Below are 22888 nucleotides of genomic sequence, written 5' to 3' on the forward strand. Positions count from 1 at the left end.
GGTATAGTTTTGTTGCATTAGGGCAATATCGAGAACGATTCCCATGGCTTTTGCGAAGCGATATGTCGTCGCATTTGCGGCGGCAATTCTTCTAGGAGGATGCTCGTCCTTCGGGGAAGAGCTGTGGCCGTCTCTCACCGGCGATGAGCCGGCCGAGGGCGGCACCTTGATCGGAAAGACCGGAGAACCTTCGACGGAGCGCATCGTTATCGAACCGTCCGAAGCGGAGCAAGCGGCGGGTACGCCCGGTACTGGCGACGGCGCATACGCCGCCGCGCCGCAGATGGGCCCGCCCATCCTCGGCACCAGCAGTTTCGAGCCGACCGCCGTGACGCCGGGCCAGTCTACCGGCACCTATGTCGGCCAGAAGGTGACCCAGATCCGGTCGGAACTCAGTACGCTTCGCGCAAATCTTTCCCAGCGCAACGGCGGCCTGCAGCAAATCCGCAGCACGACGGTGAACAACGCCCAGCAGTATCACGGCGCCATCGCCGCCATTCAGGCCCGCCTCCAGGTCGGCACGACGCCCGGCAACCCGATCCTCGTCAGCCAGTGGCAGACGGGGCAGCAGTTGCTCGGCAACATCAGTACCGACGTCAGCAACATGAACGTCCTCGCCAACAACGTGGCGGGCGATTCGGCGATGGCGGCCTACATCCTTGAATCGACGCGCGCGGCCTACAGCCTTTCCGGCGCCATCGACGAGGACCACCGGCAGCTGGCCATTCTCGAGGACGAGGTAAACCGCACCGTCGTCATGGTCGACCGGCTTCTGAACGAGCTTAGCGAAGACATCAACCGCCAGACCGCCTACCTGAACAACGAACGCCGGAATCTCACAATGCTTTCCGTCGCCATCAAGAACGGCGAGCTTTACGGGCCGAGCCTGGCAAACCGGGCCTTTTCCGCGCCACCCATCCGCGCGCAACTTTCCAGCGGCGGAATAGAAACGGCCGAGCTTGCCACGCCTTCGCCAGAAGCCGGGCGGCGCCCGCTCGTCGTTATCCGCTTCGATCGCGAGAACGTCGAATACGAGCAGGCGCTTTACACCGCCATTCGCGATGCCCTTGACCGCCGCCCAAACGCGACCTTCGATCTCGTCGCCATTGCCTCGATGAAGGGGAATACGGCGGACGCGGCCCGCAACACGAACACCTCGAAGAAGAACGCGGAAGACGTGCTGCGCGCGCTCCGCGACATGGGATTGCCGGCGGATCGCCTTAACCTCAAGGCGATGCAAAGCATGGACGCCGAATCGAACGAGGTGCATATCTACGTCCGCTAAACCGGACAATCCGCCGCACCCCACCCGCAATCGAATCAAAACCGGCCAGTTGAAAGACTGGCCGGTTTTCGTTTGCGGCCACCTTGCGGAACGCAAGACCGGGTGGTAAGCCGACGGCGATGAAAGACCCACACGGCCGGGAAACGCGCATTTTGACTTGGCAGGACTTCCACCGGGACGCGCTTGCCCTTGCCCGTCTGGTGCGGGACGACGGCCCCTGGCACACGATTGCCGCCGTCACCAGAGGCGGCATGTTTCCCGCTGCCATTCTTGCCGTCGAGCTTGGAATCCGCCGCGTCGAGACGGTTTCGGTTGCAAGCTACGAGGGCCGGCGGCGCGGCGAGCCGGAAGTTCTGAAAGCCGGCCAAGGTTCCGGCGAAGGCTGGCTGGTCGTGGACGACATCGTGGACACCGGCGCCACCGCCGGCGTCGTTCGGAACCTGCTGCCGGAGGCTTGCTTCGTCGCCCTTTACGTGAAACCGGACGGAGAGCCTTTCGTCGACCGCTACGTGGTCGGGATGCCGCAGCAGAGCTGGGTGGTCTTCCCCTGGGACCCGCCAGCGGAAGACGCCTGACCAGGCTATTCCGACACGGCCAGGTTGTCGATCAGCCGCGCCCGGCCCAGATGAACGGCGGCGAACAGGCGGGCGGGACGGCCGGCTTCTTCGACGGGCTTGAGCGTTTCCGGGTCCCGCAATTCTAGGTAGTCGATCCTTTCGAACCCCCCCTCGCGAAGGTCGGCCGCGCCTCGCGCGAGCGTCTCCGCGATTCCTTGGCCCTCCCGGATCGCCGATGCCATCCGCGCCAGTGTTGCAAAAAGCTTGGGCGCTATTACGCGCTCCTTCGCCGTGAGGTAGGCGTTCCGCGACGACAGCGCCAGGCCGTCCGCCTCCCGCACGGTCGGTACGCCAAGGATGCGGATCGGCATGTCGAGATCCCGGGCGAGTTTTCGCACCACGAGCAATTGCTGATAGTCCTTCTCACCGAAGAAGGCGGCGTCCGGCAGGGCTTCGAGCAGAAGCTTCGTCACGACCGTCGCCACACCCGCGAAGTGGACCGGCCGGAAGGCGCCGCAGAGAACCTCGGTCAGGCCCGCCACCGTTACCTGCGTTGCAAACCCTTCCGGGTACACCTCTTCGACGGACGGTGCGAAGAGAAGATCCGCACCTTCCGCCGCAAGCTTCGCCGCGTCCTCGGCCTCGTTCCGCGGGTAGGCCGCCATATCCTCGTCGGGCCCGAATTGCAGCGGGTTGACGAGAATCGTCGCCACCGTGCGATCGGTTTGCGCGCGGGCGGCGCGGACCAGGGCGAGATGGCCTGCGTGCAGGGCGCCCATCGTCGGCACGAGACCAACGCTTGCACCCCCGCCGCGCCAAAGGGCAATCGCGGCGCGAAGATCCACGATCTTGCGGACGGTCGGCATGCCGTCCGCCTTGCCTTGCCTCGCGCGTGTTCGGGATTTCATGCGACCTTCCGGGATGAATCAGCGCTTTCGCTTCGCGGCCCCATAGCAGTGCGCCGCGCCGGGGAACCGACGCGCCCGCACGTCGGCGGCATAGTGCGCCGCCGCTTTCTCGATTTCGGACCCCAGCTCGGCATAGCGCTTGACGAATTTCGGAATGAAATCGGTGAAAAGACCAAACAGGTCTTCGGCCACCAGGATCTGCCCGTCGCACGAAGGCGAGGCGCCGATCCCGATCGTCGGAACGGGAAGGGCTTCCGTAAGCGCGCGCGCCACCGGCTCCACGGTCCCCTCGACGACGACGGCGAAGGCGCCGGCCAACGCGACCGCCCGACCATCGGCAAGAATTTTTTCCGCCTCGGCTTTCGTCCTGCCGTGCACGCCGAACCCGCCGTAACTGCGCACCGATTGCGGCATCATCCCGACATGGCCAAGAACGGGGATGCCGCGCTGGGTGAGAAAGGCAACCGTTTCCGCCATCTCCTCCCCGCCTTCGAGCTTGACGGCGGCGGCCCCGGTTTCCCGCAGCACACGGGCCGCTGTCCGGTAGGCCTTCGGCGGCGATTCCTGGTAGCTGCCGAACGGCAGGTCCACGACGACGCAGGCGCGCCTGGCGCCGCGGCGTACGGCTTGGGCGTGGTTGATCATCATGTCCAACGTCACGCCCAGCGTGCTTTCCATCCCATAAAGCACCATGCCGAGCGAATCCCCGACCAGCAGCAAATCGGCGTGCGCGTCCAGCCACTTCGCCATCGGCGTCGTGTAGGCGGTCAGGCAGACGATCGGCACGCCCCCCTTGCGCGCCCGCAGCTCCGGCACGGTTATGGCCTTTGCTTCTTTCGGCATCCTCTAAATTTTCCCTTTCCGGTCGTTGTCGGGCGCATTGTACCCCCGTCCGCGCTCGGCGAACCACGCGGTTTTTCGGCGCCGGCCCGGAGCCTTGGGGAACGGGCCTTACCGCTTGCCCCGCCTCACGTCGTGCAGCGGCCAAAATTGCCCATTCCGAGATAGGTGCGAGATAGGTGAAGGACGCCGGACCAGCATCCGCGACCGCGGCGGGACGAGAAAAACCGAAGCCGGGATGCCCGCCAGCAGGATTGACCTTGCCGCGCAAAAAGACCCGTGCAGGATGGCAACATACATGGAATGGATTCGACGCCGAAACGGGAGCCCATGACAGGCAGAAGGAACCCCGGGCCTTTCGCCCGGCTTCGAAAGGCCGCGCTGGCGCGCCCGCGTCTTGCCGGCACGTTTTCTCTTCTCGCCCTTCTCGCGGTGGCGACGGTCACGATCGACCTGCGCTTCGGGATCCCCTTTCCGATCCCCGCCGAAACGACGCCCCGCCATTCTATGGTGGTGGCGGCCCATCCCTTGGCCACCAAGGCGGGGCTTGCGATCCTCCGCGAGGGGGGCGGCGCCGTGGACGCCGCGATCGCCGCGGCGCTTGTCCTCAACTTGGTCGAGCCGCAGGCCTCCGGCATCGGCGGCGGCGGGTTTCTCGTCCACTACGCGAAGGAGACGGGGCGGGTCGAAACCTATGACGGGCGGGAAACGGCACCCGAAAGTGTTGGCGAAAATCTGTTTCTGGACGCGGACGGCAAGCCGCTTGCCTTCTACCGAGCCGCCGTCGGGGGGCGGTCGGTCGGCGTGCCGGGCCTCCTCCGGCTGTTCGAGCTTGCCCATCGGGAACACGGGAAGCTTCCCTGGGGGCGGTTGTTCGAACCGGCGATCGCGCTCGCCGAAGAAGGCTTCCCGATTTCGGAGCGGCTCAGCCGCCTCATCGCATCCGCAACACTTCTGGACGCCTTCGCGCCGACGAAAAGCTATTTTCTGAACGCCGACGGCAGCCCGAAGGCGGCGGGCCAGCGCCTTAAGAACCCGGCCTTCGCGGAGACCCTTCGCGCGCTCGCCGAAGGGGGCGCGGGCGCTTTCTACGAAGGGGAAATCGCAAAGGCCATCGCCGAGGCGGTGACGACCGCCGCCCATAACCCAAGCCTGCTCACGACGGCCGACATCGCCGCTTACCGGGCGAGGAAGCGCGAGCCGGTCTGTCGCCCCTACCGGCGCGCCCGCGTCTGCACGATAGGCCCGCCGAGTTCAGGCGGAGTGACGCTGCTGCAAGCCCTCGGCATCCTCGAAGCCTTCGACGTAGGGGCGCATGCGCCCGGCTCCCTCGAAGCGGTCCATTTGGTGGCCGAGGCAAGCCGGCTTGCCTTCGCCGATCGCGATCGCTATTTGGCTGACCCTGATTTTGTCCCGCAGCCCGTGAATGCGTTGCTCGACCCCGCCTACCTCGCCGAGCGCGCCGGTCAGATTTCCCTCGCGAAAAGCCTGGGAACGGCGAAGCCGGGCCTGATCACCGGCTGGCTGCCGCCGAGAAACGAGAAGACGGGGACCTTGCCGGAATCCCTATCCACCACGCATTTAAGCGTCGTCGACCAAGCGGGCAATGCCGTCGCCCTTACCGCCAGCATCGAAGCCCCCTTCGGCTCGCGGCTGATGGTGAAGGGATTTCTGCTCAACAACGAACTCACCGATTTCGACTTCCTGCCCAGGCAAGGCCCCCGCCTTCTCGCCAATCGGGTCGAGGCCGGCAAGCGGCCGCGAAGCTCGATGACGCCGGTTGTGGTGTTCGATGAAAACGGCCGCTTGCAGCTTGCGCTTGGCTCGCCGGGCGGGCCCTACATCATCGGTTTCGTGTTGAAAACCTTGGTCGCCGTCCTCGATTGGGGAATGGACATCCAGACGGCGATCGCGCTGCCGAATTTCACGAATCGCAACGGCAAGACCGAGCTCGAAAGCGGAACCGCCGTGGCCGGCTTGGCCCCCGCCCTCGAAAGGCTTGGCCATGCGGTAGAGGTGCGCGAGCTTACCAGCGGGCTTCATGGCATCGAACGACGAGGGAGAATGCTCGCCGGCGGGGCCGATCCAAGACGCGAGGGTGTCGCCCTTGGCGATTGAGGCGTGCTAGAAAGACCCCTTCCCTAACGCCACGCGCCTTAACATCACGCAGACGGCATGCTGAAACAGCTTCGAACACTCTTCGTGCCACCCAAGCAAAACAAAAGGGAACGGCAGCAAGCGGACGACCCGATCCGGACGGCGGTGGCGACGCTGCTCGTCGAGGCCGCCCTCTTTAACGGCGAGTTCGACGCGCGCGAGCGCGCGCAAATCCAGAAACTTCTCTGCCAGCGGTACGCACTTCCCGAGGCGGAGGCGGACGCACTCATCGCGCACGTCCGGGCCTGGGCGGAAAACCCCAACAACATCTACCGTCTCACGAAAACCTTGAAAGACGCGCTGCCGCAGGATGAGCGCATCGCGCTGATCGAGATGCTGTTCGAGGTCGTTTACGCGGACGGCACCTTCGATGATTTCGAGGCGAACCTGCTTCGCCGGATGGGGGGCCTCCTATACGTCACGGATCAGGAGAGAGGGGCGGCCCGCAAACGGGTGTGCACCCGGCTCGGTATTGACGAAACCGAACGCACAGGGTAAGCCCTTGAACGGTTTCACCAAGGCCGAATCCACAAGGGTAGTAGGAGATTGCGATGCCCTACGTCGTCACGGAAGCCTGCATCAAGTGCAAGTACACCGACTGCGTCGAGGTGTGCCCGGTGGACTGCTTCTACGAAGGCGAGAACATGCTCGTCATCCATCCCGACGAGTGTATTGACTGCGGGGTTTGCGAGCCGGAATGCCCGGCCGAGGCGATTGTGCCCGACAGCGAGGGGGACACTGCCAAGTGGCTTGAATTGAATACGGAATACGCGAAGACCTGGCCGAACATCACGAAGAAGAAAGATCCCGCGCCCGACGCCGATGACTGGAAGGGAGTTGCGGACAAGTTCGAGAAACATTTCAATCCCGAACCCGGCAAGGGGAACTAAAGAGACCTCCCCAGCGAGGCCCAAGCCGGGTGCCGCTCCCTGCCCCTGCCCCGAAGGCGATATACAACGCCTTGTTTTTGTTAGAGAAATTCTAGCAATAGCGAGGCGTCTGTCCTTTTGCCGAATTTTATGTTACTTTATTTCCTTCCAAGGCTTTTGGATTCGGAACCCGGCCCCGGCAGCGGTTCGAAAACCGCAGTTTCGGGGTTTCCTTCGTCCGACAGGATGACGATGGGGAAAGGGGAAGGCGGTAGCGGCATGGCAAAAGCAAAGAAAAAACCCGTCAACACGCGCGCGCCGAGCCGACGAGCGGCTCGCACGCGAACACTGAATAAAAAGACGGCGAAAAGGAAAGCGGTAAAAACCCAAGTGACAAAAACCAAATCCAAAAAAGCGGCCACCCCCAAGGCGGCCCCGGTGAAGGCGAAGCCCCAGGCGGCGACGAAAAAAACGCCGCCGGCCTACGGCAAGGGCGATTATGTCGTCTACCCCGCCCACGGGGTCGGCAAAATCACCGCCATCGAGAACCAGAAGATCGCCGGGCACGAGCTCAAGGTCTTCGTCATCAAGTTCCCGAAGGAAAAGATGACGTTGCGCGTACCCGTGGCGAAAGCGGAAAATTCCGGTCTGCGGAAGCTTTCCAGCCGGGAGGAAATCCGCGGCGCCTTGAAAATTCTGCGTGGCAAGGCGCGGATCCGTCGCACGATGTGGAGCCGACGGGCGCAGGAATACGAGATGAAGATCAACTCCGGCGACCCGCTGTCGATCGCCGAGGTTCTGCGCGACCTCCATCGCAACGTCGGCCAGCCGGACCAGTCCTACAGCGAGCGTCAGATCTACGAGCTCGCCTTCGAGCGGCTGTGCCGGGAAGTCGCCGCCGTCGAGGACCTCGACGAGACGGGCGCAACGCAGAAGATCGAAGACAGCCTCAAGGCCGCCTGAGGCTTTCCTCGCCTTCTTCTTCCGGAAGAATCTCGATCTGCTCGGGGTGGGTCGCCTCGATCATCGGACCGTTGAAGCTTTTCAGCCAGCCCCGCACGCGCACCCGCTTGCCCGCGTAAGAAGCGATCGCGATCGCCTGCCGCTCGAACAGGCGGCGGACGGATGGGTCTAGGACGATCGTGAAGTCGCTGCGCCAGTCCTCGCCGAAGTTGAGATAGCCTCTTCCCTTCACGGCCGCGGCCTTTTGCACCCGGCCCTCGACCAGTTCGAACCGGCCCAGCCGGGTGAGCGTCTCTTCCGGGGAAAGAACGCGGTAGAAGGGGTCCGCCCAGATGCCGCGCCTTGCATCCCGCGCTTCCCGTTCGAGCGCCAGCATCTCGGCCACGCGCTCGCGGTTGTCGGCGAAGCTGTAGACGCGGGCGAGGCCTTGCGAAAGCATCTCGCCTTGAATCCAGCCCCCTTCCGCATCGAAAAGATGGGCGAGCAGGCGGCCGTGGCGATCGGTTTTCCGCCCAGAAAGACGCCAGCTTACCGGTTTGCCGAGGGTGAGCTTGCCAAGCAGGAATTTGGCCTCCTCGGCCAGGGGCTGGGCCGGGAAATCCGGTCTACCGAGGGGCAGCTTCGGCGCCTGGATACCAACCAGCCGGATCGCCTCGCCGCTTTCCAGAACAAGCGTGTCGCCATCCACGACCTCGCGGACAATCCCTTCCGCTGGCGCTTCGGCGACAGGCGCCGCCAAAGCCCCCGCCGCCAAAGCCGCAGTCAGAAGAAAGCAAAGAAGCAAGACAAAGGGAAAACGCGGCATGACCGGCCGACTATACCCTGCCCGGGCTTTTCTTGCCGCCCCTGCCTGCCGCTTAAAGACCGCGGCCTTCTTCTCCTGCCTGCTTTCCGATAGGCTTGCCCCCTTCCGGAACGCAAAAGAAGACGAAGAAACCATGCCGCGAGGGCGTCTCTTTCCGCCGATACGGCCGCAGGCTGCGGGCATGCTCCCCCTCGACCACGGGCACCGGATGTATTGGGAAGTCTCCGGCTCCGAAGACGGCATCCCGGTGCTTTTCCTGCATGGAGGGCCGGGTTCTGGCGTGACACCGGCGCATCGGCGTTTCTTCCGGCCGAGCCGCTACCGCATCGTCCTCTTTGACCAGCGCGGGGCGGGGCGTTCCACCCCCAAGGCAAGCCTTGCCGCCAACACGACCCGCTATTTGATCCGCGACATCGAGCGCCTGCGGCGCCACCTCGGCGTCGAGAAATGGCTTCTGTTCGGCGGCTCGTGGGGCAGCACGCTTGCCCTTGCCTATGGCGAGGCCCATCCCGACCGCGTGCTTGGCTTCATCCTGCGCGGCGTTTTCCTCGGGCGGCGGCACGAGATCGACTGGTTCCTCCACGGCATGGGCGCCTTCCGGCCCGAAGCCGCAAAGGCCTTTCAGGAAGGCCTGCCCGAGGCGGAGCGGAAGACGCTTCTTCCATCCTACCTCCGGCGGCTCAACCACCCGAACCCGGAAACCCACCTGCCGGCGGCTTTGGCCTGGTGCGCCTATGAGCGCGCCTGCGTGACGCTGCAACCGCCAAGCCCAGCGACGCGCCGCCACGCCGCCTGGGGCGAGCTCGCGCTGGCCCGGATCGAGGCCCACTATATGGCGCACCGCATGTTCCTGAAGGAGGGCGAGCTGCTCGAACGGCTCCCCCGCATCCACGCGCTTCCCTGCACGATCGTCCAGGGGCGCTATGACCTGATCTGCCCGCCCCGGACGGCGTTCGAGCTTGCCGCCGCCTGGCCGAAGGCAAGCTATTGCGCGGTACCGGACGCCGGCCACGCCGCCTTCGAGCCCGGCATCCGGCAGGCCCTGGTCGCGGCGACCGAGGCCTTCGCGCGCGCCCTTGCCCACAAACATCGGTAAAAAGCTTGCGCGGCGAGCCGCTTCCCGAAACAATCCCGAAAACCGTTTCTTTGGGGAAGGAACCCGTATGTTCCCTCGCGCTTTTTTCCGCCGGCTGGGCCTCGTATGTTGCGTGGCCGGCCTTGTCTCGCTTGCCGCCGGCCGGGCGGAAGCCCAGCTTTTCGAGGTCGTCGACAACGAGCCCGACTTCATCGCCTTCGGCGCCGGCATCTTCGACGTCATCGACCGCGGCAACACGACGGCGCAATTCAACTTCGAATACCGCTCGAACCGCAGGCTTTGGATCTTCAAGCCCTATGGCGGACTGATGACGTCGATCAAGGGCGCCGTATACGGCTACGCGGGTCTCCGGCTCGATCTTTTCTTCGGGCGGCGCTGGGTGCTGACGCCGAGCACCGCGTTCGGCGCCTTCGAGAAAGGCAGCGGCAAGGACCTGGGCAGCGCGCTGGAATTCCGTTCCGGCATCGAGATTGCCTACCGGCTGGACGACCGTTCGCGGATCGGCGCCGGGCTGTTCCATCTTTCGAACGCCGGCGTCGGCAACCGTAACCCGGGCGAGGAAGCGGTCGTGCTGTATTACGCCATACCGGTCGACTGGTTCGCCCGGCACCGGTAGGAAGCCATGGCGGAGAGGCCGAGACGCCACAAGTCCCCGTAGCTCAGCAGGATAGAGCACGAGATTCCTAATCTCGGGGTCGTGGGTTCGAATCCCGCCGGGGACACCAGCTTTCCAAGCCGGCGTTTTTCTGCTTTAAGCATTTTGGTATGCGCGCATCCTCGAACAGCCCCGGCTCGCCGGACGACGGAAAGGCCGGCGGAAACCCCGCCTTCGACCTTCTGCTGCCGCAGGAAATGGCCGAAAAGGCCGAGCATGTGGGTGCAACGAAAGCGCGCCTCGACACCGTCCGGCTGTTCGTTCTCGCCGTGCTCGCCGGCGCCTTCATCGCGCTTGGCGCCATGTTCTCGACCGTCGTCGGCACCGATGCGGCGGCGCTGCCCTTCGGCGTCGAGCGGCTTCTGATGGGTGTCGTTTTCTGCCTCGGTCTTATTCTCGTCGTCGTCGGCGGGGCCGAGCTTTTTACCGGCAATAACCTGATGGTGATGGCCTGGGCGGGAAGGAAAATCTCGACGCTTGAACTCCTGCGCGCCTGGGGCATCGTTTACGCGGGCAATTTCGCGGGCGGCATCGGCACGGCCGTTCTCGTTTTCCTTTCCGGCCAGCACGCCTTGCACAACGGGGCGGTGGGCAGGACGGCCCTCAACCTTGCCGCGGCAAAGGTGGCGCTTTCGTTCGAGGAAGCGCTTTTCCTCGGCGTGCTCTGCAACGTGCTCGTCTGCCTGGCCATCTGGCTTACCTACGCCGCCCGCACGGCGTCCGGCAAGATATTGGCGATTCTCTTTCCGATCACCGCCTTCGTCGCGGCCGGCTTCGAGCATTCCGTCGCCAACATGTATGTCCTGCCTTATGCGCTGCTCGTGAAATGGGGGGCGGGCGAGGCGTTCTGGGCATTGCTTCCGGCGGGGTCCGCCCATTACCCAAGCCTCGGCATCGCGACGATGGCCGCAAACCTGGTGCCGGTCACGATCGGCAACGTGATCGGCGGCGGCCTTCTGGTCGGCCTGGTCTACTGGTTCGTCTACCTTCGGAAATCAACGGCCCCGCCGCGAAAAGACAAACGCCTTCTCGATGCGAAGCTCGACGAGGCGTTGCAGGAGACGTTTCCGGCGAGCGACGCTATCGAATTGTCGGAAAAGCCTTAAAGGCGAAACCGGCGTTTTTCCGCCTTACGCCGCCGAACGACCCCGCTTGCGAAAAGCAAGCCGTCGGGGATTGGGGTTTGCCCTCGGCGCGCGGGTTGACAGAAGCGGCCCAAAACCCTAATCCCGACCCGACAGGCGCGCGGCGGATCAGAAGAACAGGGGCCTCCGGCGCGCGGCGACCCATGGGAGGGGGTGCGCTACCATGACGGATCGTATGAAACGTTTATCCATTGCCGGAAAAATTTTTGGCGGCGGGAGCCTGCTGCTCGCGCTTTCCCTGCTTCTCGCCTGCGGATCCACCGAAGCGACATCGGAGAAAGAAAACTATCGAAGCCAGGCCGCCGCCTATTGCAAGGAGAAGGCGCAAGCCGAGAAACTCCGTTACGTACGGGAGGCGCGACGGGAAAAAAACACCGGCACGGATCTCGGCGGGCGGGTGCAACAAGCCTTCAACCAGGCCTATGACCAATGCCTCGAAGCTTACGGCGTTCCGCGGACGAGTTCGGGCGAGTGACGAAACGTCCCGCCACGCGTACGAACGGACAGCACCGTTAACCGGCTTTCCGCGCACCCCGACAGATCAGGCCAAGACCGACCAGCACGGCAAGCGCACCGACGGCCACGCCAAGCTGGGCCTTCCAGCCCAGGAAGATCCAGCCGTCGCTGGTGTTCAAAAGGACGTCGTAGAGAAAACTGAAATTGTTGACGAGCAGACCGAGGAAGATCAGCCCAAGCCCCATCTTTGTGTTTTTCGTCATCTGAACGCTCCTTCTCAAGGTAGCCCTCGCAAAAGCTTAGCCCATCCTACCCCCATACCCAAGGGGGGTGACGAAGCGTGGCCGGGGTCGCGAAATTCCAGGAAGGAAGCCGTTTCCTTAAGGCCAGGCAAAGCAGGCAAGCTCTCCCTCCCCGTCTGCGACCCGTTCCCAACTTTCCGCCTGAAAGCGGATGGCGGCAAGACCGGCGGGCGGGAAATCCTCCTTAAGGCGCGACAGGGCGGCGCCGTCGCCCCGGCCGACCAGCCGGCAAGCGAGCCGCCGGAAACCAGGGTTGTGACCGACGACGAGGACGCAGTCCATCCTTGCCGGCAGCCGCGCCAGCCGTTTCAGAATCCGATTTGGGCCGGCCAGGTAGAGCGATTTCCGGAAGCGGACCGGGACCTCGGCCTCGAGCCCGATATGGAATTGCCGCCAGGTTTCGACGGCGCGGCGGGCAGCCGAGCATAGGACAAACTCGGGCCTCGGGATCTTCTGCGCCAGATGGGCGCCCATGCGCATGGCGTCCCGACGTCCCCGGGCGCTCAACGGGCGGTCGAAATCGATGAATGCCGCCGCCGTTTCCGCCTCGCCGTGGCGAAGCAGGTAAAGCGTCTTCGTTCTCATAAGCCCCGCCCACGGTTGCCACTCTCCTGTTCGAGCCAGGCTTGAAACATAAGCACGTCCCAAAGCAAGTACTGCCAATTGCGCTTGCCGCTCAGATGTTCCGCCCATTTCGCGCGGATGGGCGCAGGGTCGAGAAAACCTTCCTCGCGCAGGCGGTGCACATCCAGCAGGGCTTCCGCCCAGTCCCGCAAGGGGCCGCGGAGCCACGCATCGATCGGCACGCCGAAGCCCATCTTCGGCCGCCCGGTCAACGCCTGCGGAACGTAGCGGTCGAGAACCTGGCGGAGAAGCCACTTCCCCTGGCCGTTCCGCACCTTCATCTCCCGCGGCAGCCGCCAGGCGAATTCGACGACGCGGTGGTCAAGCAGCGGCACCCGCGCCTCAAGCCCCACCCGCATGCTGGCGCGGTCCACTTTGGTCAGGATGTCGTCCGGCAGGTAGGTGACGGCGTCCAGGAACTGCATGCGGTCCGTGAAGTCCGGAAAGGTTTGCGCAACGCTTCTATCCCGGAGGATGCCGGCGGGCTCGCTGCCTGCCAAGACGACGGCGGCCGGGTCCTCCCAATGGGTCAGCAATCCCAGGTAAAGCGCCTCGGCGTCGGGAAGGGCCAGCAACCCGGCCAGCTTATGCAGCTTGTCGCCGGCTTGGCGCACGCGCAGGCCGGAAGGCGCCCAGCCGAAAAGACGGTCCCAGGCGGCGGGCGGGGTGGCGCGGATCATGGCCGCCGCCAAAAGGCGCATGGACTTCGGCAAAAGCGAAAGTTTCCGCCACAACCGTTCGGCCCAGAAGTAACGGTTGTAGCCGGCAAAAAGCTCGTCGCCGCCGTCGCCGGAAAGGGCGACCGTCACGTGCTTGCGGGTAAGCTCCGAGATCAGGAAAGTGGGCACCTGCGAGGAATCGGCGAACGGCTCGTCATAGATTAGGGGAAGCTTCGGAATGACCTCGAGCGCGTCCTTGGGCGCGACGTAAAGTTCCGTGTGCTCGGTCCCCAGATGGACGGCGACTTTCCTGGCGTCCGCCGCTTCGTTGTAGGCTTCCTCGTGAAAGCCGATCGTGAAGGTGCGCACCGGCCGTTCGCTTTGCGCCTGCATGAGCGCCGTCACGGTCGAGGAATCGATGCCGCCGGAAAGGAAGGCGCCGAGGGGTACGTCCGCGATCATCTGCTGCTTCACCGCGTCGCGAAGCAGACGATCGAGCGCATCGACCGCTTCCTCCTCGCCGACCGAATTGGGCGAACGCACGCCCTGGCCGGCGACTTCCCGCAAGTTCCACCAGGTGGAAACTGCCGGCTCCCTTCCCAACCGCAGCGTCAGCATCTTGCCCGGCTCCAGCTTGAAGGTGTCGCGGTAGATACTGTAGGGAGCGGGGATGTAGTTGTGGCGAAGAAAGGCCGTAAGCGCGTCGCGATTCACCTCGGCCCGGAAGGAAGGATGCGCGTGAAGCGCCTTCAGCTCCGAAGCAAACAGAAAGAGATCCCCCTGTTTTGCCCAGTAAAGCGGCTTGATGCCCAGCCGGTCGCGAACGAGAGTGAGAACGCGGTCCTCGCGATCCCAAAGCGCTAACGCAAACATGCCGTTGAGGCGGGTAAGCGTGGCGTCCAGACCCCAGGCCGCGATGGCTTCGAGTATGACTTCCGTATCGCAATGGCCGCGAAAGCCGACCCCGCGGGCGATCAATTCCTTGCGAAGTTCGGGAAAATTATAGACCTCGCCGTTGTAGGAAAGGACGTAACGGCCGCCGCGCGATTCCATCGGCTGATGACCGGCGGGCGAAAGATCGAGAATGGCGAGTCTGCGATGGCCGAAAGCAATCCCGGCACCGGGGTCGATCCAGGCGCCGTCGTCGTCGGGACCGCGGTGGCGAAGGGTTAGCATCATCCGCCTTACAATCGCCGCCAGGCGTTCGGGCGGCGTGCCCCGGGCAAGATCGACGAAACCTGCAATGCCGCACATGGCCGCCGCCTAGCTCGGCCGCCCGCGGGTGGCGCGCGCACGGGAAGGCGCTACCCCATCGGCGAGAAGGCGTTCGTAAAGCCCGGCATAGGCCTGCGCGCAGGCCTCCAGGGTGAAGCGGCGGGCGACCCGGGCCTGGCCCGCTTGCCCCATCCGGCGGCGAAGCGCCGCGTCACCGGCCAGCCGGAGGATCGCCCCCCCCAGGCGTCCGGCATCCTGCTGCGGCACGACGAAGCCGGTTTCGCCGTCAACCACGGCCTCGGCATTGCCGCCGACATTCGTCACAACCATCGGAAGCCCCGCCGCCATGCTTTCGAGCAGGCTGTTCGAAAATCCTTCCTGATCCGAGCAGAGAAGCCCGATGTCGGAAAGCGCCAGAAGTGCGGCGACGTCCGATCTCGGGCCCAGCCAGTGCACGTGTCGCGCAAGGCGGTTCTCGCGAGCCACTTCCGCCAGCGCCTCGCCAATGCCGTCGTCCCTGCCCACGCACAAAAGCACCCACTCGCGCGGCAATTGCTCGCGCACCCGCCCAAGGGCCCGCAGAAGACCCGTATGCCCCTTATAGTAAATCAGGTTCGCAACCAGGATCAGCACGAGCGTTTCTTCTCCGATCCGATAGGCGGAAAGAAGCGCCTTGCGCGTCGTTTTTTTCGTGGCGGTGACGACGGCGGAAAGGTCGAGCCCGTTATAAATCAGGCCGAGTTTTTCTTCCGGGATACCTTCCAGGCGAAGCTGCGCGACGACCGCCTTCGAGTTGCCCACCGCCATCCGCACGTGCCGGTGCAGCCGCCGTTCCAGCCGCGCGAGAAGAGGGTGCTTCAACTGATAGGTCGCGAGGTTTCGCCGGCTCATGGCCCGGCAAGGAACGCGCGCCACAAGCGCGCAAAGGCCGCCGACCAGGTAAGCCATCGGAAGAAAAAAATGCGCGATGTCCGGCTTCCGTCTCCGCATGAGCAGCGTCAGGCGGACGGCCGTCAAAGGCAGGAGCAAGGCGTACCCAACCGCCCGCGGCAGAAGGCGCCGAACGACCGACCCGCCCCACGGCTCTAGGACGGGAACGCCCGCGGCTTCCAGTTTCGGGGCGAGGACACCCTTGTGGGTCAGGGCATACACAAGGACCTGGAAGCCATCGCGATTGAGACGGGGAAGAACTTGGGTAAGATGTTGCGCCGTGCCCCCGACGTCCAAATCTCCGACCACGATGAGGAGGGTTCTTTTCATCTTCCAAATGCAAGCGGCGCCGGACCGATTTTTATTCCCCGTTTCCGTAAACTTCCGGACGCCGCCAAACGGCGTTTACCGGTAGAATGAGAAAGTGTCGCCCGCCACGCCTTAAAAGAAAGACCGGCCAAGGCATGCGCCGGTCGGAGAACGCAGAAAAGTAACATATGTCCGACCCCCGAAAAGCAAAGATTCTCTTTCTGGTCACCGAAGACTGGTACTTCTGCTCGCACCGCCTGCCCATCGCCCGCGCCGCGCGCGACGCCGGCATGGAGGTCGTTGTCGCCACACGGGTTTCGGACCGCGCCGAGGCGATTCGCGCCGAGGGCTTCCGCCTTCTCCCGATCGGTCTTCGCCGGCGCAGTTTCAACCCGTTTCGCGAGGTCGCCGCCTTGGCCGAGCTTGTTCGCCTATACCGACGCGAACGGCCGGACCTCGTCCACCACGTGGCCATGAAGCCGGTGCTCTACGGCTCGTTCGCCGCCTGGCTGTGCGGCGGGCTGACCGCCGTCAACGCGTTGGCGGGGCTGGGCTTTGTCTTCGCCTCGTCGAATCTGCGGGCGCGCGCGCTTCGTCCGTTTGTCCGCTTCGCCTTGCGCTTCCTGTTGAACCGCGTGAACGGAAAGGTCGTTCTGCAAAACCCGGACGATCGGCGAGCCCTTCAGGAAACGGCCGGCATCAAACCGGAACGCATGATGGTCATTCCCGGCTCCGGCGTCGACACGACCCACTTTCAACCCCTTCCGGAACCGCCCGGCGCCTCGATCGGCGTCGCCATGGTCGCCCGCATGCTGGCCGTGAAAGGCGTTTACGACCTGATCGCGGCGGCCCGCCTCTTGGCCCGCCGCGATAAACGGGTGCGCGTTCTTCTCTATGGGATGCCCGACCCGGACAACCCGACCTCGATCCCGCGGGCGCAGCTCGAGGCGTGGACCGCCGAAGGAATCGTCGAATGGCGCGGCTTCGAGGTGGACGTCCGACGCATCTGGCGGGAAGCCCATATCGCGGTTCTGCCTTCCTATGGCGAAGGCGTGCCGAAATCGCTTCTCGAAGCGGCGGCCTGCGGACGCCCCGTCGTGACAACGGACGCGCCCGGCTGCCGGGAAGTCGTGCGTCCGGACGAGACCGGCCTTCTGGTCCCGCCGGGTGAGGTGGAAGCCCTGGCCGGGGCGCTCGCCCACCTGGCCGGCGACGAGGCCCTGCGGCGGGCCATGGGCGAGAAGGGAAGGCGCTTCATCGAGGCGACGTTTTCCGAGCGTCTCGTCGTCACCCAGACGATGGCGCTCTACCGCGAACTTCTGGCACGCGCGCGCTAGTCCGATACGGGCCGCGCGAAAACCTCGATGACATGGCCGCGCCGGGCAAGGCGATCGGCGACCCAAAGCAAACCCTGCAAAGGCTTCGTCACCAGCCGGTTCGAAAGGTGGAAGGCCTGGTCCGGAAGCCAGGTCGCCAGGCGCTCGACCCGGAAGCCGCCCTTCTCCATAAGCCGGCAGAGGCTTGCGACCGTGTAGAAATACGGGTGGTGGATGGATTCCAGCCCATAGCGCCGCCGCAACCCCGCCGCCCGGTACAGAAGATCGATCGGGTTGATGAACTGCTGCGGCACTTCGACGACGAGCAGCCCGTCCGGCAGCAAAAGCGTGCGGATGCGGTCGAGATAGGTAAGCGGTTCCGCCAGATGTTCGAGCACGTGATTCATGTGAACGACGTCGTAACGCGGCCGCAGCGGCAGCGCGTCGCGGACGAGGTCGCCCTTGATCAAAGCGATCCCGTGCTCCCGCCGCGCCGCCTCGCAGGCCTCCCCGGAAAGCTCGATCCCATCGGCCGCAATGCCCGCCTCCCGAGCGGCGCGGACGGCAAGGCCGTTGGCCGCCCCGATATCGAGCAAGCTTTCCGGCCGGCGGCCCAAATGCCGGACAACGCGCGTCATCCGGTGGCCGAAATAGCGGAGCATGTCGCCCTCTACCCGGCGGAGCGAGGCAGCCGCCAAGCGCGCCGTGTGGTAATTACCTGTATAGAGCGCCTCGCATTCCTCAAGCGTCGGCGTCGGGTAAAGCCAGGCGATATCTCCGCAACGCAATACTTTGCGGCCGGGCGGCAGCGACAGCAGCCGTTCGGCGGCGCGCCATTCGACGACCGGCGGCAGGGGCTTGGCAAGGAAGCAGCGTGGGGTTTCCGACATGGCCTTTCACATTCCCAACCTATACGCCCATCGTAGCGCCATCGTAGCGCCGGCCGGGCAGAGATAGCGCGTCAAATGTCCGGGGTTTTCCGCTTGGCCGCCGCCGCCAGCGTCCGGGCCAGGCCATAGGCCAGAACGACGTGGAAAACGCGCAAGCCCAGGACGCCGTGCAGCAGCATCGGCAGCAGGATATAGACACCCAGCATCGCCCGGCGATACCCATCGAACCGCCGCGCGGCAAAGCCAACCAGGGCAAGAAGCGCGCCGCCGATGCCTATCCCCAGCGCCCCAAGCTCGGTCAGAAGCTGAAGGGGAACGTTGTGGACGTTGCCGCCGCCGATAACCAAGGCTTGCGCGTTCGCAGCCCTCTGCAGGGCGGGGCCGAACTGGTTGACCCCGATCCCCCACGGAAAGCTTTCGACGGCGAACCGCCACGCCGGCGTCCACAACTCCAGGCGCAAGTCGAAGGACTTTTGAATCTCTTGCCAAGGCATTGTGTAGATCGAGACCCTGCCCAAGCCCAGCTTGATGTCGATGAGCGCAAAAACAAAGAAAGCGGCAAGCGCGGCAAACGCGCCAACGCCGACGGCAAGCCACCTTCTCCGGCCAGGTTCAAGCCTGCGGAACTGCAAAAGCAGAAAAAGCGCAACAAGCAGGAAGGCAACCAACGTGAATATCTTCGCATAGAGCAGGAAAACGACGGCAAAAGCCCACGCGGAAAGAACAAGAGTCTTCAAGAAATTCATCGGTTTCTGCCGCATCTCGGCCGAAGCGAACAGGAGCAAAAGCAGCCCCGTGATGGTCGCGGCGTAGATCGTCTCGTAGGTTACCCATTGCGTGATGTGCACTTCCAGGTACTGCATGCCGAGGGCTTGAACGGAAGCGCCGAAGACGAGGAAGAGGAGAAGCCCGAGGGAAGGCCGCCGCCCCGCCCCCTGCAGCAGAAGGGCAAGCATGCCGATGTCGAGGAAGAAAGCCGCCGTTTTCAGAGTGCCGAACGCCAGCGAGGGAAGGTGGACGCCGCTTGCGAACGCCACCATCGCCACCGAATGGAGGACGATGAGCAACACCGGCGTCAGAAAGAGCAGGACCGTTGTGCGCCCGGGCCAGCTAACCCAGCCCCGCGCCGCCGCGAAAAGAAAAACCAGCGGCAAGAACAGGTCATAGAGGGAAAGGCTGACCGGGGCGCCGTCCGGGCCGACCGGAAACGGCCAGATGGCGAGAAAGCTTAGGCCCAGGAGCAACCAGAAGCCGTCCACCCTGCTTTGCGAAAGCTTGGGTACGGCCCCTTTGCCCGTGGAATTGCCGCCGTCTGGTGGGAACATGGCGCCGTGAACACGCGTGGAAAGATTGGCTTCGGTCGGCTAGACTTATACCGCATCGCATCCTTTATCGCACCCTTGGCCGGAGGGACGAAAAAAGCGGGAAAAACCGGTTTCCTCCGACCCATTGGATTTTACGGAAAACGCCCTCCCACAGCCGGCCGCGATCTGTTATAGACCCATCTCCATCTTCGCCCGTGACGCCGCCGGCCGAGCGATCCGCACTGTCGAAGCCGGCAAGCCCCGTGACCGGAAATCTCCGATGGCCGCAAACTTGTTCACCCCCGTCTCCCACCCATCCACCCCTCCGACCGCAAGCGGGGCACCCACCCACCGGGACCTCGCCAACGCCATCCGGGCGCTGACGATGGACGCCGTGGAGAAGGCCCAGTCCGGCCACCCCGGCATGCCGATGGGAATGGCCGACGCGGCGACCGTCCTCTATGGACAATTCCTGAAATTCGACCCGGCCTGGCCAGCCTGGCCGGACCGCGACCGGCTGGTGCTCTCGGCCGGCCACGGTTCGATGCTGCTCTATGCGCTTTGCTACCTCACCGGCTACCCGGACATGCCGATTGAGGCGCTTGAGAATTTCCGTCAACTGGGAAGCCGCACCCCCGGCCACCCGGAATACGGCCACGCGCAAGGCATCGAGACGACGACAGGGCCCCTGGGCCAGGGATTGGGGAGCGCCGTCGGCATGGCAATCGCCGAACGCCACCTCGCCGCTTGCTTCGGCGAGGACGCTGTCGATCACTACACCTACGTCATCGCCGGCGACGGCTGCCTGATGGAAGGGATCAGCCACGAGGCGATCTCGCTGGCGGGGCACTTGCGGCTCCGCAAATTGATCGTCCTTTTCGACGACAACCACATCTCGATCGACGGGCCGACTTCGCTCACCCTTTCCGAGGATGCCTTGAGGCGTTTCGAGGCGGCCGGCTGGGATGGCGCCCGCATCGACGGCCACGATCCGGACGCCATCGCCAAGGCTATCGCAAGCGCCCGGCTGTCCGCGAAGCCTTCCCTCATCGCCTGCCGGACGACGATCGGCTACGGCGCGCCGACCAAGGCCGGCACCGCCGCCACCCACGGCGCGCCCTTGGGCGCCGAAGAAGTAGCCGGCGCGCGGAAGGCGCTTGGCTGGAAGGCGCCACCCTTCGTCGTGCCGGAAGCGATTCTGGCCGCCTGGCGCGCCATCGGGGAACGCGGCAAGGAGGCGCGCCTGGCCTGGGAAAAAAGGCACGCGCATATGGCGGCGGACTTACGGTCCGAGTTCGATCGCAGGCTGGCCGGCGCGTTGCCGGTGAACTGGGAAGCGCCGCTTGAGCGCCTCAAGGCAAAATGGCTGTCGGAAAAGCCGAAGCTCGCCAGCCGGCAGGCCTCCCAGAAGGCGCTCGAGGCGCTGACCGAGACCTTGCCTGAATTGATCGGCGGTTCCGCCGACCTGACCGGCTCGAACAACACCCAGACCGCCACCCAAAAGCCGCTCACGGCGGACGATTACGGCGGCACCTATCTCCACTACGGGGTGCGTGAGCACGGCATGGCGGCGGCCATGAACGGGCTTGCGCTGCATGGCGGCGCGATTCCCTATGGCGGCAGCTTCCTTGTCTTCACGGATTATTGCCGGCCGGCGCTTCGGCTTTCCGCGCTGATGGGCCAGGGCGTCGTTTACGTGATGACCCACGACTCGATCGGGCTTGGCGAGGATGGGCCGACGCACCAGCCGGTCGAGCATTTGGCAGCCTTGCGGGCAATGCCGAACCTCAACGTCTTCCGCCCGGCCGATGCCGTGGAGACGGCCGAATGCTGGGCGCTCGCCATCGCCCAGCGGCGACGCCCAAGCGTGCTGGCGCTGAGCCGCCAGGGACTTGCCGCCCTTCGCACGACGCCCTCGCGGACAAATCTTTCGGCGAAGGGGGCTTACGTGCTTGGCGCGCCGAAGGCCAAGACCCGCGTGACGCTGCTCGCCACCGGCTCCGAAGTGGGGCTGGCGCTGGAAGCCTGCGGAAGGCTAGAGGAAGAAGGCGTTCCGACCCGTGTCGTTTCGATGCCGTGCTGGGAATTGTTCGAGGAACAGGGCGCCGATTACCGCGAGGAGGTCCTAGGCCCTGGCACCCTTCGCGTCGGCATCGAGGCAGCCGTTGCCTTCGGCTGGGAGCGTTACCTCGGCGCCGACGGCATCTTCATCGGCATGGCCGGCTTTGGCGCCTCGGCGCCGGCGAAGGACCTCTATGCCCATTTCGGAATCACGGCCGAAGCGGTGGTCGAGGCGGTCCGGCGGCGGCTAGCCTGATCACCTCGCCCGTTTATTCCTGAGACGATGAATATTCCTGAGACGATGGAAACCGCGGCAATCTTTCACACGATCGACGACTTCAACGTCCGGGGAAAACGCGTGCTGCTGCGCGTTGATCTCAACGTGCCCATCCGCGACGGCAAGGTTACGGACACGCTTCGCATCGCGCGCGTGCTGCCGACCATCCGAACGCTGACCGAACGCGGAGCGAAGGTCGTCCTGCTTTCCCATCTTGGCCGGCCGAAAGGCAGGGCGGTGCCGGAGCTTTCGCTCCGCCCCATCGTTGCCCCCCTGGAGGCTGGCCTCGGACGAAAGGTGGCCTTCGCCGAGGACTGCGTCGGGGATGTCGCGGCGGGCACCGTAGCCGGGCTCGAGGCAGGCCAGATCGCGCTGCTCGAAAACCTTCGCTTCCACCCCGGCGAGGAGGCGAACGCCGCCGACTTCGCCGGCCAGCTTGCCGCCTTGGGCGAACTATATGTGAACGACGCTTTTTCCTGTTCCCACCGCGCGCACGCTTCCGTCGAGCGGCTGGCGAAGGAGATGCCTGCCGCCGCCGGTCCGCTGCTGGAGGAAGAACTCACAACCCTCGAACGGCTGCTCACACGTCCCAAGCGGCCGATTATGGCCATCGTCGGCGGCGCCAAGGTTTCAACCAAGCTCGATGTTCTCGACCATCTCGTTGGCAAGATGGACAGTCTTGCGATCGGCGGCGCGATGGCGAACACCTTCCTGCTTGCGCAAGAGCTGCCGATCGGAAGATCGCTGGCCGAGCCGGACATGGTGAAGACGGCGGCGGCGATCCTGGCGCGGGCGGCGGCCAATGGCTGCCGGATTCTGTTGCCGGAGGACGTCGTCGTGGCGAAGGAACTGCGGGAAGGGATCGCGACGGAGACGGTGCCGGTTTCGGCCATGCCGACGGACCGCATGATCCTCGATGTCGGTCCGCAGACGGTGGCCCGGCTCATGGAAAATTTGCGGGCGGCCAAGACGCTGGTATGGAACGGCCCGCTCGGCGCCTTCGAAACCCCGCCTTTCGACCGGGCGACGGTGGCGGCGGCGAAGGAGGCGGCCCGTCTCACGCAGGCCGGAAACTTGCTTTCCGTCGGTGGCGGCGGCGACACCATCGCCGCCCTGCACCGGGCGGGGCTGGATACCGCTTTCTCTTATATCTCGACGGCGGGCGGCGCCTTCCTGGACTGGCTCGGCGGCAAGACGCTGCCGGGGATCACGGCCCTTGCCCCGCCTCCGGGTCGGCAAGTCACCTCACGCAAGAAAGACTGAAG

At 64.8% G+C, this 22888-nt stretch carries 22 protein-coding genes and 1 tRNA gene; 14 read left to right on the plus strand and 9 right to left on the minus strand.

The features are described from left to right. Nucleotides 1-43 precede the first annotated feature (43 nt). Both AB1781_04540 and gpt read left to right on the plus strand, forming a co-directional pair. Complete coding sequence (locus AB1781_04540) at nucleotides 44-1285, plus strand: hypothetical protein (GenBank protein ID MEW5703839.1); 1242 nt, start codon at nucleotides 44-46, stop codon at nucleotides 1283-1285. 119 nt (nucleotides 1286-1404) lie between these two features. Beyond that, entirely contained in the window at nucleotides 1405-1860 is a 456-nt protein-coding gene (gene gpt / locus AB1781_04545) for a xanthine phosphoribosyltransferase (GenBank protein ID MEW5703840.1), read from the plus strand. A 5-nt stretch (nucleotides 1861-1865) separates the two neighbouring features. Here the strand turns inward: gpt and panC are convergent, their stop codons facing one another. Both panC and panB read right to left on the minus strand, forming a co-directional pair. Continuing rightward, nucleotides 1866-2750 carry a pantoate--beta-alanine ligase gene (gene panC / locus AB1781_04550; protein ID MEW5703841.1) on the minus strand — a complete coding sequence of 295 codons (885 nt, stop codon included), beginning with the start codon at nucleotides 2748-2750 and terminating at the stop codon, nucleotides 1866-1868. 18 nt (nucleotides 2751-2768) lie between these two features. Continuing rightward, nucleotides 2769-3593 (minus strand): 3-methyl-2-oxobutanoate hydroxymethyltransferase, encoded by an 825-nt coding sequence (gene panB / locus AB1781_04555; protein ID MEW5703842.1) that lies wholly within the window; start codon nucleotides 3591-3593, stop codon nucleotides 2769-2771. 327 nt (nucleotides 3594-3920) lie between these two features. Between panB and ggt the strand changes: the two genes are divergently transcribed. The 4 genes from ggt (at nucleotide 3921) to AB1781_04575 (ending at nucleotide 7579) form a co-directional block, all read left to right on the plus strand. After that, nucleotides 3921-5708, plus strand: coding sequence for a gamma-glutamyltransferase (ggt, locus tag AB1781_04560; GenBank protein MEW5703843.1), 1788 nt, complete (start codon nucleotides 3921-3923; stop codon nucleotides 5706-5708). A gap of 57 nt (nucleotides 5709-5765) precedes the next feature. Next, nucleotides 5766-6245, plus strand: a complete 480-nt coding sequence (locus AB1781_04565) for a TerB family tellurite resistance protein (GenBank protein ID MEW5703844.1) — start codon at nucleotides 5766-5768, stop codon at nucleotides 6243-6245. Nucleotides 6246-6298: 53 nt separating this feature from the next. Next, nucleotides 6299-6637: a ferredoxin FdxA gene (gene fdxA / locus AB1781_04570; protein MEW5703845.1), complete on the plus strand. Its 339-nt coding sequence runs from the start codon at nucleotides 6299-6301 to the stop codon at nucleotides 6635-6637. Between the two features lie 369 nt (nucleotides 6638-7006). Beyond that, nucleotides 7007-7579, plus strand: a complete 573-nt coding sequence (locus AB1781_04575; protein ID MEW5703846.1) for a CarD family transcriptional regulator — start codon at nucleotides 7007-7009, stop codon at nucleotides 7577-7579. Here the strand turns inward: AB1781_04575 and AB1781_04580 are convergent. Further along, entirely contained in the window at nucleotides 7566-8384 is an 819-nt protein-coding gene (locus tag AB1781_04580) for a thermonuclease family protein (GenBank protein ID MEW5703847.1), read from the minus strand. The genes AB1781_04575 and AB1781_04580 overlap by 14 nt on opposite strands. Before the next feature lie 133 nt (nucleotides 8385-8517). Between AB1781_04580 and pip the strand changes: the two genes are divergently transcribed. From pip to AB1781_04605, 5 genes are all read left to right on the plus strand, one after another. After that, nucleotides 8518-9480 carry a prolyl aminopeptidase gene (pip, locus tag AB1781_04585; GenBank protein ID MEW5703848.1) on the plus strand — a complete coding sequence of 321 codons (963 nt, stop codon included), beginning with the start codon at nucleotides 8518-8520 and terminating at the stop codon, nucleotides 9478-9480. Between the two features lie 67 nt (nucleotides 9481-9547). Continuing rightward, nucleotides 9548-10096, plus strand: a complete 549-nt coding sequence (locus AB1781_04590; protein MEW5703849.1) for an acyloxyacyl hydrolase — start codon at nucleotides 9548-9550, stop codon at nucleotides 10094-10096. 32 nt (nucleotides 10097-10128) lie between these two features. After that, a tRNA-Arg gene (locus AB1781_04595) sits at nucleotides 10129-10205 on the plus strand. A gap of 40 nt (nucleotides 10206-10245) precedes the next feature. Then, nucleotides 10246-11241 carry a formate transporter FocA gene (locus AB1781_04600; GenBank protein ID MEW5703850.1) on the plus strand — a complete coding sequence of 332 codons (996 nt, stop codon included), beginning with the start codon at nucleotides 10246-10248 and terminating at the stop codon, nucleotides 11239-11241. Nucleotides 11242-11443: 202 nt separating this feature from the next. Then, nucleotides 11444-11755 carry a hypothetical protein gene (locus AB1781_04605; GenBank protein MEW5703851.1) on the plus strand — a complete coding sequence of 104 codons (312 nt, stop codon included), beginning with the start codon at nucleotides 11444-11446 and terminating at the stop codon, nucleotides 11753-11755. A 37-nt stretch (nucleotides 11756-11792) separates the two neighbouring features. Here the strand turns inward: AB1781_04605 and AB1781_04610 are convergent, their stop codons facing one another. The 4 genes from AB1781_04610 to AB1781_04625 form a co-directional block, all read right to left on the minus strand. Then, nucleotides 11793-11999 carry a hypothetical protein gene (locus AB1781_04610; GenBank protein MEW5703852.1) on the minus strand — a complete coding sequence of 69 codons (207 nt, stop codon included), beginning with the start codon at nucleotides 11997-11999 and terminating at the stop codon, nucleotides 11793-11795. A gap of 117 nt (nucleotides 12000-12116) precedes the next feature. Then, the gene (locus AB1781_04615) at nucleotides 12117-12623 is read right to left on the minus strand and encodes a histidine phosphatase family protein (protein MEW5703853.1); all 507 of its coding nucleotides are present in this window, start codon (nucleotides 12621-12623) and stop codon (nucleotides 12117-12119) included. Next, entirely contained in the window at nucleotides 12620-14575 is a 1956-nt protein-coding gene (asnB, locus tag AB1781_04620) for an asparagine synthase (glutamine-hydrolyzing) (GenBank protein ID MEW5703854.1), read from the minus strand. Before asnB ends, AB1781_04615 begins: the two co-directional genes overlap by 4 nt. A 9-nt stretch (nucleotides 14576-14584) precedes the next feature. Beyond that, nucleotides 14585-15796 carry a glycosyltransferase gene (locus tag AB1781_04625; protein MEW5703855.1) on the minus strand — a complete coding sequence of 404 codons (1212 nt, stop codon included), beginning with the start codon at nucleotides 15794-15796 and terminating at the stop codon, nucleotides 14585-14587. Between the two features lie 167 nt (nucleotides 15797-15963). Between AB1781_04625 and AB1781_04630 the strand changes: the two genes are divergently transcribed. After that, nucleotides 15964-17112, plus strand: a complete 1149-nt coding sequence (locus AB1781_04630) for a glycosyltransferase family 4 protein (GenBank protein ID MEW5703856.1) — start codon at nucleotides 15964-15966, stop codon at nucleotides 17110-17112. On the opposite strand, the gene AB1781_04635 is transcribed toward AB1781_04630, so the two are convergent. Next, nucleotides 17109-17981, minus strand: a complete 873-nt coding sequence (locus AB1781_04635; protein MEW5703857.1) for a class I SAM-dependent methyltransferase — start codon at nucleotides 17979-17981, stop codon at nucleotides 17109-17111. The two genes, AB1781_04630 and AB1781_04635, sit on opposite strands and share 4 nt — an antisense overlap. Before the next feature lie 71 nt (nucleotides 17982-18052). Beyond that, nucleotides 18053-19306, minus strand: coding sequence for an O-antigen ligase family protein (locus tag AB1781_04640; GenBank protein MEW5703858.1), 1254 nt, complete (start codon nucleotides 19304-19306; stop codon nucleotides 18053-18055). Nucleotides 19307-19565: 259 nt separating this feature from the next. Here AB1781_04640 and tkt point away from each other — a divergent pair, with 259 nt between their 5' ends. Both tkt and AB1781_04650 read left to right on the plus strand, forming a co-directional pair. Next, nucleotides 19566-21602: a transketolase gene (gene tkt, locus AB1781_04645; protein ID MEW5703859.1), complete on the plus strand. Its 2037-nt coding sequence runs from the start codon at nucleotides 19566-19568 to the stop codon at nucleotides 21600-21602. Nucleotides 21603-21629: 27 nt separating this feature from the next. Next, entirely contained in the window at nucleotides 21630-22886 is a 1257-nt protein-coding gene (locus AB1781_04650; GenBank protein MEW5703860.1) for a phosphoglycerate kinase, read from the plus strand. The last annotated feature ends 2 nt before the right edge of the window (nucleotides 22887-22888 follow it).

Source organism: Pseudomonadota bacterium, from assembly GCA_040752895.1.
Lineage (GTDB): Bacteria > Pseudomonadota > Alphaproteobacteria.

Bases quoted from the DNA above. Each gene is read 5' to 3' on its own strand.
- AB1781_04605 (MEW5703851.1), top strand. From the start codon at position 11,444: ATGACGGATCGTATGAAACGTTTATCCATTGCCGGAAAAATTTTTGGC.
- panB (MEW5703842.1), bottom strand. From the start codon at position 3,593: ATGCCGAAAGAAGCAAAGGCCATAACCGTGCCGGAGCTGCGGGCGCGC.
- AB1781_04635 (MEW5703857.1), bottom strand. From the start codon at position 17,981: ATGTCGGAAACCCCACGCTGCTTCCTTGCCAAGCCCCTGCCGCCGGTC.
- AB1781_04625 (MEW5703855.1), bottom strand. From the start codon at position 15,796: ATGAAAAGAACCCTCCTCATCGTGGTCGGAGATTTGGACGTCGGGGGC.
- pip (MEW5703848.1), top strand. From the start codon at position 8,518: ATGCCGCGAGGGCGTCTCTTTCCGCCGATACGGCCGCAGGCTGCGGGC.
- tkt (MEW5703859.1), top strand. From the start codon at position 19,566: ATGGCCGCAAACTTGTTCACCCCCGTCTCCCACCCATCCACCCCTCCG.
- fdxA (MEW5703845.1), top strand. From the start codon at position 6,299: ATGCCCTACGTCGTCACGGAAGCCTGCATCAAGTGCAAGTACACCGAC.
- AB1781_04640 (MEW5703858.1), bottom strand. From the start codon at position 19,306: ATGTTCCCACCAGACGGCGGCAATTCCACGGGCAAAGGGGCCGTACCC.
- AB1781_04540 (MEW5703839.1), top strand. From the start codon at position 44: ATGGCTTTTGCGAAGCGATATGTCGTCGCATTTGCGGCGGCAATTCTT.
- AB1781_04590 (MEW5703849.1), top strand. From the start codon at position 9,548: ATGTTCCCTCGCGCTTTTTTCCGCCGGCTGGGCCTCGTATGTTGCGTG.
- AB1781_04580 (MEW5703847.1), bottom strand. From the start codon at position 8,384: ATGCCGCGTTTTCCCTTTGTCTTGCTTCTTTGCTTTCTTCTGACTGCG.
- ggt (MEW5703843.1), top strand. From the start codon at position 3,921: ATGACAGGCAGAAGGAACCCCGGGCCTTTCGCCCGGCTTCGAAAGGCC.
- AB1781_04600 (MEW5703850.1), top strand. From the start codon at position 10,246: ATGCGCGCATCCTCGAACAGCCCCGGCTCGCCGGACGACGGAAAGGCC.
- AB1781_04650 (MEW5703860.1), top strand. From the start codon at position 21,630: ATGAATATTCCTGAGACGATGGAAACCGCGGCAATCTTTCACACGATC.
- AB1781_04565 (MEW5703844.1), top strand. From the start codon at position 5,766: ATGCTGAAACAGCTTCGAACACTCTTCGTGCCACCCAAGCAAAACAAA.
- AB1781_04610 (MEW5703852.1), bottom strand. From the start codon at position 11,999: ATGACGAAAAACACAAAGATGGGGCTTGGGCTGATCTTCCTCGGTCTG.
- asnB (MEW5703854.1), bottom strand. From the start codon at position 14,575: ATGTGCGGCATTGCAGGTTTCGTCGATCTTGCCCGGGGCACGCCGCCC.
- AB1781_04630 (MEW5703856.1), top strand. From the start codon at position 15,964: ATGTCCGACCCCCGAAAAGCAAAGATTCTCTTTCTGGTCACCGAAGAC.
- gpt (MEW5703840.1), top strand. From the start codon at position 1,405: ATGAAAGACCCACACGGCCGGGAAACGCGCATTTTGACTTGGCAGGAC.
- AB1781_04615 (MEW5703853.1), bottom strand. From the start codon at position 12,623: ATGAGAACGAAGACGCTTTACCTGCTTCGCCACGGCGAGGCGGAAACG.
- panC (MEW5703841.1), bottom strand. From the start codon at position 2,750: ATGAAATCCCGAACACGCGCGAGGCAAGGCAAGGCGGACGGCATGCCG.